We start from the raw sequence: 14,866 nt of genomic DNA on the forward strand, positions 1-14,866 counted from the left end.
GCGTCGCCACGCTCAGGCCGCCCGCGTTTCGAGCACTTCCACCGCCGGCAGCTTCTTCCCCTCGAGGAACTCGAGGAAGGCGCCGCCGCCCGTCGAGATGTAGCTGACCTGGTCGTGGATGCCGTACTTCGCGATGGCCGCGAGCGTGTCGCCGCCGCCCGCGATCGAGAACGCGGACGATTTGGCGATCGCTTCGGCGAGTGTCTTCGTACCGTTGCCGAACTGGTCGAACTCGAACACGCCGACCGGGCCGTTCCATACGATCGTGCCGGCCTTCTCGAGCTGGCTGGCGAGCGCCTTGGCCGTATCGGGGCCGATGTCGAGGATCATGTCGTCCGCTTCGATGTCGGCGACCTGCTTCACCGTCGCCGCGGCCGTCGGCGAGAATTCCTTGGCGGTGACGACGTCGGTGGGGATCGGCACCGACGCGCCGCGCTCGCGCGCTTCGTCGATGATCGCCTTCGCCTCGGCGACGAGATCGGCCTCCGCGAGCGACTTGCCGATCGACAGACCGGCCGCGAGCATGAACGTGTTCGCGATGCCGCCGCCGACAATCAACTGGTCGACCTTTCCGGCCAGCGACTTCAGGATCGTCAGCTTGGTCGACACCTTGGAACCGGCGACGATCGCGACCAGCGGGCGCGCCGGGTTGCCGAGCGCCTTGCCGAGCGCGTCGAGTTCGGCCGCCAGCAGCGGGCCCGCGCACGCGACGGGCGCGTACTTCGCGATCCCGTGCGTGGTCGCTTCCGCGCGGTGCGCGGTGCCGAACGCATCGTTCACGTACACGTCGCAGAGCTTCGCCATCTTTTGCGCGAGCTCGTCGGAATTCTTCTTCTCGCCCTTGTTCACGCGGCAGTTCTCGAGCAGCACGACCTGGCCCGGCGCAACGTTCACGCCGTTCTCGACCCAGTTCGACACGAGCGGCACGTCGCGGCCGAGCAGTTCGCCCAGACGCTTCGCGACCGGCGCGAGCGAGTCTTCCGGCTTGAATTCGCCTTCGGTCGGACGGCCGAGGTGCGACGTGACCATCACGGCCGCGCCGGCGTCGAGCGCGGCCCGGATGGCCGGCACGGACGCGCGCACGCGCGTGTCCTCGGTGATGTTGCCGTGATCGTCCTGCGGGACGTTCAGGTCGGCACGGATGAACACCCGCTTGCCGGCGAGCTGGCCGGCGGCGATCAGGTCGGTGAGACGCTTGACTTGGCTCATGTTGAACAGATTGAAGTAGTGGATGGGGAAAGGGGGTTCACGCTGGACGCGCGCGGGCTGCCGCGAAAGGGCGCCGGATGCGGCCGTGGCTGGCGGTTCGCATGACGCGCACGGGTAAAAAATCTCGAACGGGCATTCTAGCCGATCCATCCGGCAGACTGACCCGTGCGGCGGCGAATTCCGCCTATTTGGGATCGCGTGCGGCCGGCGGCATGATGCTGCATCGCAGCAACGCCCGGACCGCTCTAGTCGGCACGCGGCCGGCCGGGGCGGCGAATCATCAGAAGATCAGGCGCAGCGCGGTGAACACGAGCATGCCGACGACGATCGTACCGAGCATGCTGCGCCGCCACAAAAACCAGCCGAGGCCGGCGAGCGCCGCGTAGAGCGGATGATTGGACAGCCCGAACGACAGCCCCGCCGGCGTTTCGAGCACGTCGGGCAGCACGACGGCGACCAGCGCGGCGGCCGGCGCGTAGCGCAGCGCGCGCTGCGCGCGTTCGGGCAGCACGGTGCGCTCGCCGCCGATCAGGAACAGCGCGCGCGTGACGGCCGTGACGATCGTCATCCCGACGATGACGATCCAGATCTCGGTCGCGTTCATTCAATGTCCTTTTCGTGCACGGTTTCGGTCCGGATGCGCCGCCAGTCGGCGCGCTCGACGAAGAAATCGGCCGCGCAGCCGGCCGCGAGCGCGGCGAACACCGCCAGCGGCAGCGCGAGCCGGTACGGCAGGTCGAACGCGATCAGCGACACGATCCCGGCGACCGCGACGGCCGCGAGCGTCGAACGGTTCGCGACCGCCGACACCATGATCGGGATCAGCGCGAGCGTGCCGGCCAGCTCCAGCCCCCAGCTTGCGGGAAAGATGCTCGCGAGCAGGATGCCGGCGAGCGACGACACCTGCCACGACGCCCAGCTCGCGAGCGCCATCCCCCAGAAATACGCCTCCTTGCCCGGCACGCGGCCGTACGCGAAGCCCTGTTTCTGGAACAGCAGGTAGATCACGTCGCCGTTGAAATAGCCGATCGCGAGGCGCCGCCACAGCGGCAGGTAGGAAAAATGGGGGGCCAGCCCGGCGCTGAAGATCACGAAGCGCAGGTTGACCATCGCGGCCGTGAGCAGCACGGTCCAGATCGGCAGCTTCGCCGCGAGGAGCGGCAGTACCGCGAGCTGCGACGAGCCCGCGTAGACGAACAGCGACATCGCGCTCGCCTGCCCGAGCGTCATCACCGACTTGCTCATCGCGATGCCGGTGACGAGGCCCCAGGACAGGATCGCCATCAGTGTCGGGGAATAGTCGCGCGCGCCCTGGATCAGCGCGAAGCGGTCGGTGGCGGACAATCGAGCGAGCATGGGAAAGGCGGGCCGCAGCGGGCGGTTCGTCCGGGCGCCGGCGTCTCCCGCCGGCAAGGCCCGTCGTTATTGGAATCGGTACCGGCCGATTATAGCCCCGACCCTGTGCCGACCGACCGGATCGCCGCCAAATGACGCTAAAATAAGCGTCTTTCCGGCTCAACGCTGCATACAACCCGCAGCACCCCACCGCTTCCAGGAGAATCCTATGTCAATGGCCGACCGCGACGGCAAGATCTGGATGGACGGCAAGCTGATCGACTGGCGCGACGCCAAGATCCACGTCCTGACCCACACGCTGCACTACGGCATGGGCGTCTTCGAGGGCGTACGCGCGTACAAGGCGGCCGACGGCAGCACCGCGATCTTCCGCCTGCGCGAGCACACCAAACGTCTGCTGAATTCGGCGAAGATCTTCCAGATGGACGTGCCGTTCGACCGCGAAACGCTCGAAGCCGCGCAACTCGCGGTCGTGCGCGAGAACCGGCTCGAGTCGTGCTACCTGCGCCCGATCATCTGGGTCGGCTCGGAAAAGCTCGGCGTGGCCGCGAAGGGCAACACGATCCACGTCGCGATCGCCGCGTGGCCGTGGGGCGCGTACCTCGGCGAAGAAGGCCTCGCGAAGGGCATCCGCGTGAAGACGTCGTCGTTCACGCGCCACCACGTGAACGTGTCGATGGTGCGCGCGAAGGCGTCGGGCTGGTACGTGAACTCGATTCTCGCGAACCAGGAAGCGACGGCCGACGGCTACGACGAAGCGCTGCTGCTCGACGTCGACGGCTACGTGTCCGAAGGCTCCGGCGAAAACTTCTTCCTCGTGAACAACGGCAAGCTGTATACGCCCGACCTGTCGTCGTGCCTCGACGGCATCACGCGCGACACGGTCATCACGCTCGCGAAGGACGCCGGCATCGACGTGATCGAGAAGCGCATCACGCGCGACGAGGTCTACACGGCCGACGAAGCGTTCTTCACCGGCACGGCCGCCGAAGTCACGCCGATCCGCGAGCTCGACAACCGCACGATCGGCAGCGGCGCGCGCGGCCCCGTCACGGAAAAGCTCCAGTCGGCGTTTTTCGATATCGTGTCGGGCAAGAACGCGAAGTACGCGCACTGGCTGACGAAGGTCTGAGCGCGCCGCGCGACCGACTGCCCCACACAAGAGTGATAAGAGAAAGTCTCATGAGTGAAATCAAGGAAATGCCGCTGGTCGAGCTGACGGCCAAGGATCTTCCCGCCTACTGCCCGAACCCGGCCATGACGCGCTGGAATGCGCATCCGCGCGTGTTCATCGACGTGTCGCACGGCGAGGCGCGCTGCCCGTACTGCGGCACGCGCTACAAGCTGCGCGACGGCGAGGTCGTCAAGGGCCACTGAGCCCCGACGGCCGGGCCCGAGGGCCTTCGATCCGCAAGGCGGCGCAGCCGGAGCTCCGGCGCGCCGCCCTTCCCCATTCTGGCAACCCGAACGCGGCGCCCGTGCGCCGTGCTTCATTACGACATCGGAAGTCGACCTGATGCGTCGAGCGCTGGTTATCGCACCGAACTGGATCGGTGACGCATTGATGGCGCAGCCGCTTTTTGCGCTGCTGAAAAAGCTCCATCCCCGCATCGCGATCGATGCCGTCGCACCCTCGTGGGTCGCGCCCGTGCTCGAGCGGATGCCCGAGATCCACGATGTCTACGCGACCGATCTCGCGCACGGCAAGCTGCAGCTGCTGCGCCGCTGGCAGCTCGCGAGCGACCTGCGCGACGTCGGCTACGACGCGGCGTACGTGCTGCCGAATTCGCTGAAGTCCGCGGTGATCCCGTGGCTCGCGAACATCCCGCTGCGGATCGGTTATACGGGCGAGCACCGCTACGGGCTGCTGAACGTGCGGCACGCGAATCCGGCCAAGTCGGGCGAGCGGCCGCCGATGACGACCCACTACGCGGCGCTCGCCTACGCGCCGGGGGCGAAGCTGCCCGAGTCGATGAAGACGCTGCCCGCGCCGCGCCTGGACGCCGACCTGAACGAGACGGCGCGCGTGTCCGCACGCTTCAATCTCGATACGCGCAAGCCGCTCGTCGTGTTCTGCCCCGGCGCCGAATACGGCCCGGCCAAGCGCTGGCCGCCCGAGCATTTCGCGTCGCTCGCGACCATCGTCCACCAGTCGTTCCCGTACACGCAGATCGTCGCGCTCGGCTCGCAGAAGGATGCCGCGGCCGCGCAGGCGATCGCCGACCACGCGCCGAACGTGCGCAACCTGTGCGGGCAGACGTCGTTGTCCGAGGCGTGCGCGCTGATCGCGCGCGCGAATGCCGTCGTCACCAACGATTCGGGGCTGATGCACGTCGCCGCCGCGCTGCGCCGGCCGCTCGTCGCGTTGTACGGATCGACCGATCCGCGCCACACCCCTCCGCTGTCGGACCTGGCGAAGGTACAATGGCTGCATCTCGAATGCAGTCCCTGCTTCGAACGCGAGTGCCCGCTCGGCCACCTGAAGTGCCTGCGCGAACTCGGTCCCGAGCAGGTATTCGGCGATTTGCGCGGCATGCTCGTCGGGCAGCGCTGACCCTGACCGGCGGCGTCGCACGGCGCGCCGGGCAATCCGATTCACCGGTGCGCGGCGGCTCGATCCGGGCCGCCATGCTGAATACGGCGCGCGATGCGCGCGAGAGACAACCCCGATGCCACGTTTTGCCCGCCTTTTCGAAGCCGCTGCCGATACGCTGAACGCCTACTACCAGGCCGTCGCGGATGCCAATCTCGACGCGCTGCTGGCGTTGTGGATCGACGAGGATTTCGCCAGCTGCGTATGGGCGGACGGCGAGCATCTGCACGGCCTCGACCAGATCCGCGGCGGGCTCGCCAACCGGCTCGCGACGCGCCCGGTCACGATCGAGCCGCTCGACATCCGCGTGTACGACAGCCTCGGCACGGTCGTCTATACGATCGCCGAAGCGCATCAGCAGGCCGACCTGACGGCCGAACCCGACATGGTTTTCGCGACGTACGTGATGATTCACGAACGCGGCGAGTGGCGTATCGCGCATATCCACGCGAGCCCGATTCCTGAACAAGCGGCCGGACAATTCGCCGCGAAGATCCGTCACGGGCAGGGTCCGCTGCACTGACGAAGAACGAAGCAACGCATTAGCGGGGCGATCATGAGTACGGCTTCTCCGCCCACCTCGCCGCTGACCGGGGCCCCGGCCCCCGACGACGATTCATTGCGCTATCGCGCACCGCGCTGGCTGCCCAACAGCCATGTGCAAACCATCGTGCCCGCGCTGTTCGCGCGGCGTCCGGTTGTCGCTTACCGACGAGAGCGATGGGAAACTCCCGACCACGACTTCATCGATCTCGACTGGGTCGCGCATCTCGACAGCGCGGCGCCGGCGCCCGACGCACCGCTGTTCGTGCTGTTCCACGGCCTCGAAGGCAGCTCCGGCTCGCACTACGCGCTCGCGATGATGGCGGCCGCGCGCGCGAAGGGGTGGCACGCCGTCGTGCCGCACTTCCGCAGTTGCAGCGGCGAGATCAACCGCCAGCCGCGCTTCTACCATCTCGCCGACAGCGCCGAGGTCGACTGGATCCTGCGCCGGCTCGCCACGCAGCATCGCGGGCCGCTGGTCGCGGCCGGCGTGTCGCTGGGTGGCAACGTGCTGCTGCGCTGGCTCGGCGAGCACCGCAGCGACACGTCGATCGTGCACGCCGCCGCCGCGATCTCGACGCCGATCGACGTGCACGCCGGTGGCCGCGCGCTGTCGCAGGGGTTCGCGATGGTCTATACGCGCAGCTTCCTGAAGACGCTCAAGCGCAAGGCGCTCGCCAAGCTCGACCAGTATCCGGGGCTGTTCGACCGCGAAGCGATGCTGCAGGCCGTGACGATGCGCGACTTCGACGAGGTCGTGACCGCGCCGCTGCACGGTTTCGCGAACGCAGACGACTACTGGACGAAGGCGACCACCCGGCCGCTGCTGCCCGCGATCGACGTGCCGACGCTGATCCTCAACGCCCGCAACGACCCGTTCCTGCCCGAATCGGCGCTGCCGGGGCCCGCCGACGTGTCGCCGGCCGTCGAGCTCGACCAGCCCGCGCACGGCGGTCACGCGGGCTTCATGACCGGGCCGTTCCCCGGCCGCCTCGACTGGCTGTCGGCGCGGGTGTTCGGCTATTGCTCGAAATTCGTCGACCATGGATGACATCGTCAGGCAAGCGCTCGCCAAATGGCCGAACGTGCCGGATTGCACCGGCTGGCTGCTGCTCGACCGGCGCGGCGCCTGGCGGCTGCGCGACGACGCGGCGCAGGCGGCCGGCGAGCTCGGCTCGCCGATCCGGCATGCGGCGCTGAACGCGTTCATCGGCCGCAACTACGCATGCGACGAGCACGGCCAGTGGTTCTTCCAGAACGGGCCGCAGCGCGTGTACGTCGAACTCGCGTATACGCCGTGGGTCGTGCGGCTCGCCGAACGCGACGGGCAGCTTGCGCTCACCGACCAGACGGGCGCCCCGTTCGAACCGGACGCAGTCTGGCTCGACGACGGCGGCGGCGTGCTGTTTCGCGATGCCGGCCCCCCCGCGCGCATCGCGGCGCTGCACGATCACGACCTCGGCTTGTTTGCCGATCATGCGGACTTCGACGCGACACCGCCCGTGCTGCACTGGCGCGACGGGCGCACGCTGACGCTCGGCCAGCTCGCTTGCGCCGACGTGCCTGCGACGTTCGGGTTCGTCGCGAGTCCCGCGCAGCGGGCGCGCGATGCGTCGGACGACGGCCGCTGACGCGCGATCGCCATAGCCCGCATGTCACGCCTGCCCGCCCGACGGGCCGCTATCCGCGCCCGTTCTTCTCGTCGTCGCGCTCTTCCTTGTAGCGCGCCTCGAATTCCAGCAGCCGCGCGCCGATGATCGACTGCTCGTAGAACGACACGTCCTTCGCGTCGCGCGCTTCCTTCAGTTGCCGGATCGCCGACGGCCACGCGCCGTCGAGCGCCAGTTTCTCCGCCAGCGCCCGGCGCCGCGCGAGCACGTCGCCCTTGCCGTCGCTCGACTTCGCGAGGTAATCCCACCAGTCCGGCTGTTCGGGGTCGGCCTTGGCCTGCGCCCGTGCGAGCGTCTGCGCTTCGGCGAAGCGGCGGGCGGCGATCAGCGCCTGCAGGTGCGCGACGACCGCCGCGTGCGACGCCGGCCAGCGCCGCTGCGCGAGCGCCGAGAGCCGTACCGCGTCGTCGGTTCGGCCCGCGCGGCGGGCGATGTCGGCGGCCAGCACGTCGAGGCTCGGCGAACTGCTTGCCGGATCGTCGTCGCGCCGCTCGCGCGCATCGAACGCGCTGCGCGCCGACGCGAGCGCCTTGTCCGCCGCGTCGTACTGGCCGAGCAGCGTGTTCGCGAGCGCGATGCCGTACCAGTTCGCCGCGACGTTCGGCGCCGTGCGATCGTCGATCTCGAGCTGCATCCGGCGCGCCTCGGCCGAGATGTCGGTCGGCGCCCGGTTCTGCAGGACGCGCAGCCGCGCGCGCACGAACCCATATTCGGCCGACTGGCGCGGCTGCCGGTACGGTGCGCGACGCGCACGGTCCTCCATGTCGGCAATCCGCTCGCCGGTCAACGGGTGCGTGCGCGCATAGGCCGGCACGCCCGCATCGCCCATCGACGCGCGATCGAGCCGCTCGAAGAAGCCCGGCATCCCGTACGGGTCGTAGCCGGCCCCCGCGAGCAACTGGAAGCCGACGCGGTCGGCCTCGCGCTCGGCCGACCGCGAGAAGCGCAACTGGTTGTCGACCGCATACGCCTGCCCGCCCATCGCGATCGCGCTGCCAAGATCGCCGCTGCGCGCGAGCACGCCGGCCAGCACGCCGAGCAGCATCGTCGCGAGCGCCGTGTAGCCGGTCTTCTCGCTCGCGCCGATCATCCGTGCGATGTGCCGCTGCAGCACGTGGCCCATCTCGTGGCCGACCACCGATGCGAGCTCCGACTCCGTCTGCGTCGTCACCACCAGCCCGCTGTTGATCCCGATGAAGCCGCCCGGCATCGAGAACGCGTTGATCTGCGGATCGCGCACCGGGAACAGGTCGAAGTCCGGCATGTAGCCGCCGATGTAGCGCGCCGCCGCCGCGGCCGCGAGCCGCGCCGCCATTGCATTCAGGTAGTCGCGCACGAGCCAGTCGTCGAGATAGTCGGGATCGCGCCGCACTTCGCGCATCACGCGCTCGCCGAGCCGGCGCTCGGCTCGCGGCGTCAGCGAACCGCCGGAGCCGTCGCCGAGATCGGGCAGCTCCAGCGCACGCAGCGGCGCGCGCAGGCTCGCGACCGGCGCCGACGCACCGCCCGCGCCCGAAAACCGGCTCTCCGCGCCGCCGTACGTGCCGAACACGCCGGTCGCGATGCCGGACGGCACGGTGGAAATCGACGTCGCGCCGCCGCCCGCCGGCTCGAGCGGTGGCGCGGATGCGCTCTGCGCATGGCCGCCCGGCGGCAGCACGAGCGCCGCCGACAGCGATACGGCAAGCAACTGTTTGACAGGCATGGCAGGATGAAAACGACGCCGTCCCGCGCACCCGGCGCGCAGCGGCGTTTGGTCTGAATATTCGGGTCATTGTACCGGCGCCGCGACGACTGTCCCGTGCCGCGCGTGCGTCATCTGCGCCTGCGGCAACGCGAACGCCGCTGCTATGATAGGCGCCCGTTGAGAGGTTGGATCGGTTCGTCGCGCCGGTATGGAATCCGGCGGCCAGCCGATCGCGAAGCAGGATCGAGGCACGTGCGCGCGCACGCCGTTCCACTAGAGGAAGCCATGTCAGGACTCACCCATTTCGACGCTGCCGGCCACGCCCACATGGTCGACGTCGGCGGCAAGCAGGAAACGCAACGCATCGCGATCGCGCGCGGCACGATCCGGATGCTGCCGGCCACGTTCGCGCTGATTCGCGACGGCAAGGCCAAGAAGGGCGACGTGCTCGGCGTCGCGCGCATCGCGGCGATCCAGGGCGCGAAGCGCACGGCCGATCTCATTCCGCTGTGCCACCCGCTCGCGCTGACGCGCGTGGCCGTCGACTTCGAACTCGACGACGCGCTGCCGGGTGTCCACTGCATCGCGCAGGTCGAGACGTTCGGCCGGACCGGCGTCGAGATGGAAGCGCTGACGGCCGTCCAGGTCGGGCTGCTGACCGTCTACGACATGTGCAAGGCGGTGGATCGCGGGATGGTGATCACGGACGTGAGCGTGCGCGAGAAGCGCGGCGGGAAGTCGGGGGACTGGAAGGCGGAAGACGTAAGCGACTGATTCATAGGCTCTTCCCGTCGTTTCGTAGCCATCGACCTGGCATCGTAAACAAAATCGCCTCGAATCTGGCTGCTGGCATACGAAAAGTCGATCTTGTCCACTCCTGTCCCACAGGAGATTGGAATGGCCTCAATTCGCCAACGAGACGGGAAATGACAAGTACGTGTTCGGCGTCGAGGATTCGCTCACGAAGCAAAAACCTTCAGCACCCGTGCAGATGCGAAACGATGGACGCGATCCGTCGAAATTGAGATGGATCGCGGAAGCTTCGTTAGTCGTATCGATGCCGAAGCAAACTCCCCACGAAGACACCAACAACCGCTACATCGACGATGTATGCCCGACACAACGTACTGTCCAACAAGGCCGTCACTACGTTGGCAGCATTGCCGCGATCCATCGATGGCCGGGTTATTCCGATCAAGGGACTTACGTTGCATGCAGCACCACGGAAAGTGCGCGCGCGAGCAGAAACCACGGACGTCCACTGGCACGACCTACGGCATACAGCTATCACAGTTTGGCAATGTTGAAGCGACACTACCATCCCTCAGCAACGGACTTGGCACGAAGACTAGGCTGAGGCAAGCCGCACAGGTAGCGCCGCATGCACCGGCTCTCGTCGAGTTACGCTACTTTCGTCCTCACCACCTCGGAATTTCCGATACCTTGTACCTCTTGCGGCTCCGTCAGATCGACCACGCGGCACCGACCTGTTCGCAGCAGTTCCACGAATTCCCGCTGAGATGCAGCCAACCAGCTTTTCAAGACCCAAATCCCTTCACCGGCTTGCGCGTCGTGATTTCGAGCATAGAGACGAAAGCCGACATTACCTTGTCTATCGTCCGCGTCAGCTATCGCCTGTTCAACCTGTACGTACCACTCACCACACCGGCTTTCGAGACTGTCCGTTTCACGGAAACTGTATAGCGGCGGCTCACCTTGGGTTTCGACTAGATAGCGGAACGCGAACGCCATGATCCGCTTGTGATCGTCCGAATCTGACAGTCCCTCCCCTGATGCTTTGATCCGATCCTTCAATTCGTCGTGCGACACGCCGAACAATTCACGCGACTTCTTGTTACGCAGCGCCTGCGTTTTCTCATCATCGATGTATTCGCTGTGATCGATATCCAAGGCCGGCTTGAATGACGCCGAAACCCAGAAATACCAGTCCTTCGCAAAACCATTCACGTCGCCCCGAGCAGTCTCGAACTCGACCGAGTTGAAAGGGACACGCTTCCGCTTCTGATTGCCGATTTGCATTCTCTCATCGCCCTATCATCGTTGCAGACAGCTTCTTTTTTGCTTTCGCAACTGCGCCCTTCGCCTGCTCAAGAGTACGCTCCGCTTCCATTAATTCTGTCATGTGGAGAGCCAGATTTGACCCGGCCAACCAAGATGTCACCGATTCGATCTGGTTTGCATTCCCACTGACGATTCCTGGATCAGTACCAGTCAAGATCGCAACCCGGTGTTTGCAGTACGTGCCATGCTCACCAGCCGGGCAAGTACAGAATGCGACAATCCGCTTTTCGTCACGCTCAAACGTAAGTTCATAGGGGACTTCCGCCGATCCCTGAACAGAGAACACGATTTTTTCCATTATTGTCAGTTCGCCTTCCGCAAGTTTTTTAATTCATGAATCTTATCGATTGCAATTCAAGCGGGGAAGTATGTGCGCTTCAACGGGACCAGACGCTTCGTCTCCGCATCAGTCGTCTCGTAGTGGTCCATCAACGCACGGACGACATGATCTGATGTCCAGAGAGTAAGCGGCACAGAGGCCCGTTCCGCCTCGTAATATGCCTCTCTGCTGAAGCCCCCCGTACTGACGTACAGCCCACGATCGTCGGGATGGCGACCGCCAAGGAAGCTGCGAATTTCCTTGGTCCCCATCTGGCCTTTCCGGTGCTTCACTTCCACGATGATTCGTGGATGTTCGAAACCGAACCCATCGGGCGATGCGATAATGTCTTTGCCACGGTCACTGCCAGCCGGTGAAATCTGAGTCCTGTAACCCATTGCCCGAAGAATCCCGGCGACAAGCTCCTGCATCTCGTCCCAATCGAGACCGTTCACCACGTCCTTGATACGTTCGACTGCACGGTATTCAAGTCCTTCAAGCGGATCGGCTTCGACCTGTTCTTCAACTACTTCTGGCGCTGGCGGAACTGGTTTTCCAGTCGCTTCGCCGAGTAGTTCGTGCATCGCGAACTCAGATACGACGAAGACTGTCATCGTCGGACCAAGGGCAATCTTGGTGGCATCAGTCAGGCTATCCCGGCCGACTTCTTTCTCTTGCCACTTGACGGCACGCACCAACGGCATTTCAGCGTCCATCAGTTCAGGTTTGTATTCGCATCCACCGGTAACCTTGCCAATCAAATAGGTGCGGTTTGCGGGTGAATATGTGACAACGAAATCGCCCGCTTCAATCTCGTTCACGAAGCGCCACATTTGAGACGCACCTGCAATCGCTGTCTTTTCTTTGATTCCCGGCTCGATGGAGAGGTATAGGTCAATCAGTTCTTTCCGCGTCATGCCGACCGTGACATGCGGAGCGAGATTCGTCCCCCCGATAGCTGCGATACCCCGTTCACGGAATTCTTCATAGAGACTCCCACCATCGGACCGAACCATCCACATTTTGCTCATACATTCCCCGTACTTATCGAACGCCACCCGATGACCGCCGCGACGTACATCTTTCAATTCTCAGCGCCCAATAATACAAAAACCGTCGGTGGGTTGCGGTTTCAGTTCATAGTGACCGGTTAGTGCAACGGTTCGTTGTCCGCCGGGCCCCGATCCAGCGTCTGCTACCACGGGCACATCGTTTGACGCGCCGAAGCCGATCAAATCGTTGTGGTCGTATCTCTCGATAACAAATTCCAGCAGCGACGTGAACCTGTTCACTACGGACATGAAATTTCCGGCCACCATGCCGCGGCTATATGACATAGCGCACGAAAAGGTCAGGTCTTCGTCGGTATCGGAAGGCCGTTTCGTCAATCCTCGATCGCGAAGCGTGGCGCCGTCGGCTTCAGAACGTACCGGTCAGCGATAGTCGAAGCCCATCATCGGCGATCGACCCTCGACGGACGGTCGAAGGTGACGCGGCAACGGCGCCGGCCGCCGCTCCCGCGTCACTGCCCGCGCTGCGGTTCGAACACGAACGGTTGGGTCAGCAAGAAAGGATTCGCCGTCGCGCCAGTCTGCACGCACGTGGCGTGCGTCATCGCTTCGACGGCCGCGCGATCGGCCGCCGCATTGCGGCTGCTCGTCGTCACGGTGACGTTCTGCGCTTCGCCGGACGTCGTCATCAACGCACGCACCAGCACGGTCGCCGGACGCGTGAGCGGCTTCGCGGTATCCGGATAGACGGCACGCGGAATGTGGCAGGTCAGTTTGCTTTCCTGCGACGACGACAGCATCGCGCAGCCGGAAAACAGCATCGCGACGGCGGGCAGGATCAGGTAGGTCGAGCGAATGGCCATGGTCGAATATCGTTCTTCAGCACTGTTCTAGGCACACGCGCCGCGCGACGGAAGCCTTCCCCGCCTGCATCGCGTGTGTCGCACTGCGCCGCGGCCATCGGACCGGCGCCCCGTTACGGCCGCACGGCCGAGCGACGCTCGACCGCGATCCTGCCCGGCGAAATGCCCGAATAGCCGGGAAGTTTTCCGTGTTCGCGCCGGCTACGCCCCGCGCCGGCGCTTTCGCGCATTGTGCACGCGCCGCCCGGCCAGCGGCGGCGATTTGACAATGGTTGACGCGAATCGCCGCTCATTCGACCGGAATCCGCGCGATCCGCGACGTAATCGATGGCCGACCGGAGCGGCACGCTACGCGCCGCGTCGTGTTGCGCCGACGTCAGCCGCCTTCGGCGCGACGCAACGGACGCCGGCATTCCCCGTTCCGGCGTGCGCGACATGCACGACGTGCGTCAATCCGAATCGTCGTCGTCCGATTCGTCGCCCTCGTCGGCCGGCGCTTCCCCGTACTTCGCGACGACGGCCGCCCTGAACGCTTTCAGCGCCGGCTCCTGGTCGCACAGCTTGTACAACGAGGCCAGTTGCTGCGGCCAGTCCTTCAATTCCTTCGCGAACACATGCAGGCGCGCGACGGTATCGAGAGCGTCGGCTTCGCGGCCGGCCAGCGCCTGCAGTACCGCGTAACGGCGCAGCACCGTCTCGCCCGGGAGCAGCGCGATCGCGCGCTCGTGCGCGGCGAGCTTGGCCGGCAAATCGTCCGGCGAAATCGGGAGCAGCGTCGCCGCACCGTAATCGCCCCACGCGCCGAACAGCAGCGACGGCGCATCGCGGTACTGCGCGGCCGGGCTGCTGCCGTAATAGAGCACTTCCGCGCGCTGGTAGTCGCGCAGCACCGGCACCGCCGCCAGCACGCCGCCGAACGACAGCACCGCGAACAGCCCGAATGCCGCCCGCCCCCGCAGGATGCGCAGCGGCTTCACCTCGAGCAGCCCGATCACGAACATCGCCGGCAGCAGGAAGAACATGTATTGCTGCGGATATTCGACGAGCGCATGCATCAGCAGGATGCCGATCAGCGCGAAACCGAACACGCGCATGCTCGACTGCGGCGCCCGCACCGCGCGCACGAACCACGTGACGAGCGCGACGGCGAGCACGCCGAGCCCGACGAGACCGGACTTCGCGAGCAGGTCGATGAAGATGTCGTGCGAATTGTTCGCGATCTCGACGCCGCCGAGCGTGCGCACGAGCGCAAACTGGTGCGACGGGAATTCGCCCCAACCGACTCCGAGCAGCGGATGCTCGCGGAACATCGCGAGCCCGTACTTCCACAACGCGAGGCGCGGCGCGATCTGCCCGGCATCGCGCATCCGGTCGGCTGCCGACTCCGCGAGATTCAGGTGGTAGTGCACGTTGGCCCAGCGCACCGCGACGTTCACCGCGACGAACGCGACGGCGAGCACGACCGGTATCAGCCACGCACGCGCATTGCCCGGTGTGCGGCGCGATTCGACCCACGCCATCCAGAAGCCCGCGA

Annotated in this window: 17 protein-coding genes; 7 read left to right on the forward strand and 10 right to left on the reverse strand. The window is 65.8% G+C overall.

Translation table 11 applies throughout. The features are described 5' to 3' along the window. Positions 1–12: 12 nt before the first annotated feature. The 3 genes from WT24_RS13725 to WT24_RS13735 all read right to left on the reverse strand — a co-directional run bounded on the left by WT24_RS13725 (position 13) and on the right by WT24_RS13735 (position 2,565). On the reverse strand, positions 13–1,209 hold the full coding sequence (locus WT24_RS13725; RefSeq protein WP_034208284.1) for a phosphoglycerate kinase: 1,197 nt from the start codon (positions 1,207–1,209) through the stop codon (positions 13–15). 280 nt (positions 1,210–1,489) lie between these two features. Beyond that, positions 1,490–1,813 carry an AzlD domain-containing protein gene (locus WT24_RS13730; protein WP_059504578.1) on the reverse strand — a complete coding sequence of 108 codons (324 nt, stop codon included), beginning with the start codon at positions 1,811–1,813 and terminating at the stop codon, positions 1,490–1,492. Beyond that, on the reverse strand, positions 1,810–2,565 hold the full coding sequence (locus WT24_RS13735) for an AzlC family ABC transporter permease (protein ID WP_059794071.1): 756 nt from the start codon (positions 2,563–2,565) through the stop codon (positions 1,810–1,812). The genes WT24_RS13730 and WT24_RS13735 overlap by 4 nt, the downstream gene beginning before the upstream one ends. Positions 2,566–2,773: 208 nt before the next feature. On the opposite strand from WT24_RS13735, the gene WT24_RS13740 reads away from it, so the two are divergent. The 6 genes from WT24_RS13740 (at position 2,774) to WT24_RS13765 (ending at position 7,332) form a co-directional block, all read left to right on the forward strand. Next, positions 2,774–3,697, forward strand: a complete 924-nt coding sequence (locus tag WT24_RS13740; RefSeq protein ID WP_027785311.1) for a branched-chain amino acid transaminase — start codon at positions 2,774–2,776, stop codon at positions 3,695–3,697. 50 nt (positions 3,698–3,747) lie between these two features. Further along, a complete protein-coding gene (locus tag WT24_RS13745) occupies positions 3,748–3,942 on the forward strand; it encodes a zinc-finger domain-containing protein (RefSeq protein WP_006482499.1) in 195 nt (64 codons plus the stop codon). Between the two features lie 139 nt (positions 3,943–4,081). Further along, positions 4,082–5,119: a lipopolysaccharide heptosyltransferase II gene (gene waaF / locus WT24_RS13750; RefSeq protein ID WP_059794067.1), complete on the forward strand. Its 1,038-nt coding sequence runs from the start codon at positions 4,082–4,084 to the stop codon at positions 5,117–5,119. 115 nt (positions 5,120–5,234) lie between these two features. Further along, positions 5,235–5,681, forward strand: a complete 447-nt coding sequence (locus WT24_RS13755; RefSeq protein WP_006477934.1) for a nuclear transport factor 2 family protein — start codon at positions 5,235–5,237, stop codon at positions 5,679–5,681. 33 nt (positions 5,682–5,714) lie between these two features. Next, positions 5,715–6,752 carry a hydrolase gene (locus tag WT24_RS13760; protein WP_059504572.1) on the forward strand — a complete coding sequence of 346 codons (1,038 nt, stop codon included), beginning with the start codon at positions 5,715–5,717 and terminating at the stop codon, positions 6,750–6,752. Continuing rightward, complete coding sequence (locus WT24_RS13765) at positions 6,745–7,332, forward strand: DUF2946 family protein (RefSeq protein ID WP_059794063.1); 588 nt, start codon at positions 6,745–6,747, stop codon at positions 7,330–7,332. Before WT24_RS13760 ends, WT24_RS13765 begins: the two co-directional genes overlap by 8 nt. Positions 7,333–7,381: 49 nt before the next feature. Here WT24_RS13765 and WT24_RS13770 read toward each other — a convergent pair whose 3' ends face one another. Further along, positions 7,382–9,076, reverse strand: a complete 1,695-nt coding sequence (locus WT24_RS13770) for a M48 family metalloprotease (RefSeq protein ID WP_060034031.1) — start codon at positions 9,074–9,076, stop codon at positions 7,382–7,384. Positions 9,077–9,343: 267 nt separating this feature from the next. Here WT24_RS13770 and moaC point away from each other — a divergent pair, with 267 nt between their 5' ends. Further along, the gene (moaC, locus tag WT24_RS13775; RefSeq protein ID WP_060034034.1) at positions 9,344–9,832 is read left to right on the forward strand and encodes a cyclic pyranopterin monophosphate synthase MoaC; all 489 of its coding nucleotides are present in this window, start codon (positions 9,344–9,346) and stop codon (positions 9,830–9,832) included. Positions 9,833–10,459: 627 nt separating this feature from the next. Here the strand turns inward: moaC and WT24_RS13780 are convergent. The 6 genes from WT24_RS13780 to WT24_RS13800 form a co-directional block, all read right to left on the reverse strand. After that, on the reverse strand, positions 10,460–11,098 hold the full coding sequence (locus WT24_RS13780) for a hypothetical protein (RefSeq protein ID WP_060034037.1): 639 nt from the start codon (positions 11,096–11,098) through the stop codon (positions 10,460–10,462). A gap of 4 nt (positions 11,099–11,102) precedes the next feature. Then, complete coding sequence (locus tag WT24_RS32690) at positions 11,103–11,438, reverse strand: SWIM zinc finger family protein (protein ID WP_082742164.1); 336 nt, start codon at positions 11,436–11,438, stop codon at positions 11,103–11,105. Between the two features lie 56 nt (positions 11,439–11,494). Further along, positions 11,495–12,490: a restriction endonuclease gene (locus tag WT24_RS13785; RefSeq protein WP_060034040.1), complete on the reverse strand. Its 996-nt coding sequence runs from the start codon at positions 12,488–12,490 to the stop codon at positions 11,495–11,497. 60 nt (positions 12,491–12,550) lie between these two features. Continuing rightward, positions 12,551–12,760 (reverse strand): hypothetical protein, encoded by a 210-nt coding sequence (locus tag WT24_RS34315; protein ID WP_156441790.1) that lies wholly within the window; start codon positions 12,758–12,760, stop codon positions 12,551–12,553. A 221-nt stretch (positions 12,761–12,981) separates the two neighbouring features. Beyond that, the gene (locus tag WT24_RS13790; RefSeq protein ID WP_059504564.1) at positions 12,982–13,332 is read right to left on the reverse strand and encodes a TonB family protein; all 351 of its coding nucleotides are present in this window, start codon (positions 13,330–13,332) and stop codon (positions 12,982–12,984) included. Between the two features lie 449 nt (positions 13,333–13,781). Next, positions 13,782–14,866: PglL family O-oligosaccharyltransferase (locus tag WT24_RS13800; RefSeq protein WP_179949342.1), on the reverse strand; the 1,085-nt coding region annotated here is incomplete at its 5' end.

It is taken from the genome of Burkholderia sp. MSMB1078WGS (assembly GCF_001528895.1).
Taxonomy (GTDB): Bacteria; Pseudomonadota; Gammaproteobacteria; order Burkholderiales; family Burkholderiaceae; genus Burkholderia.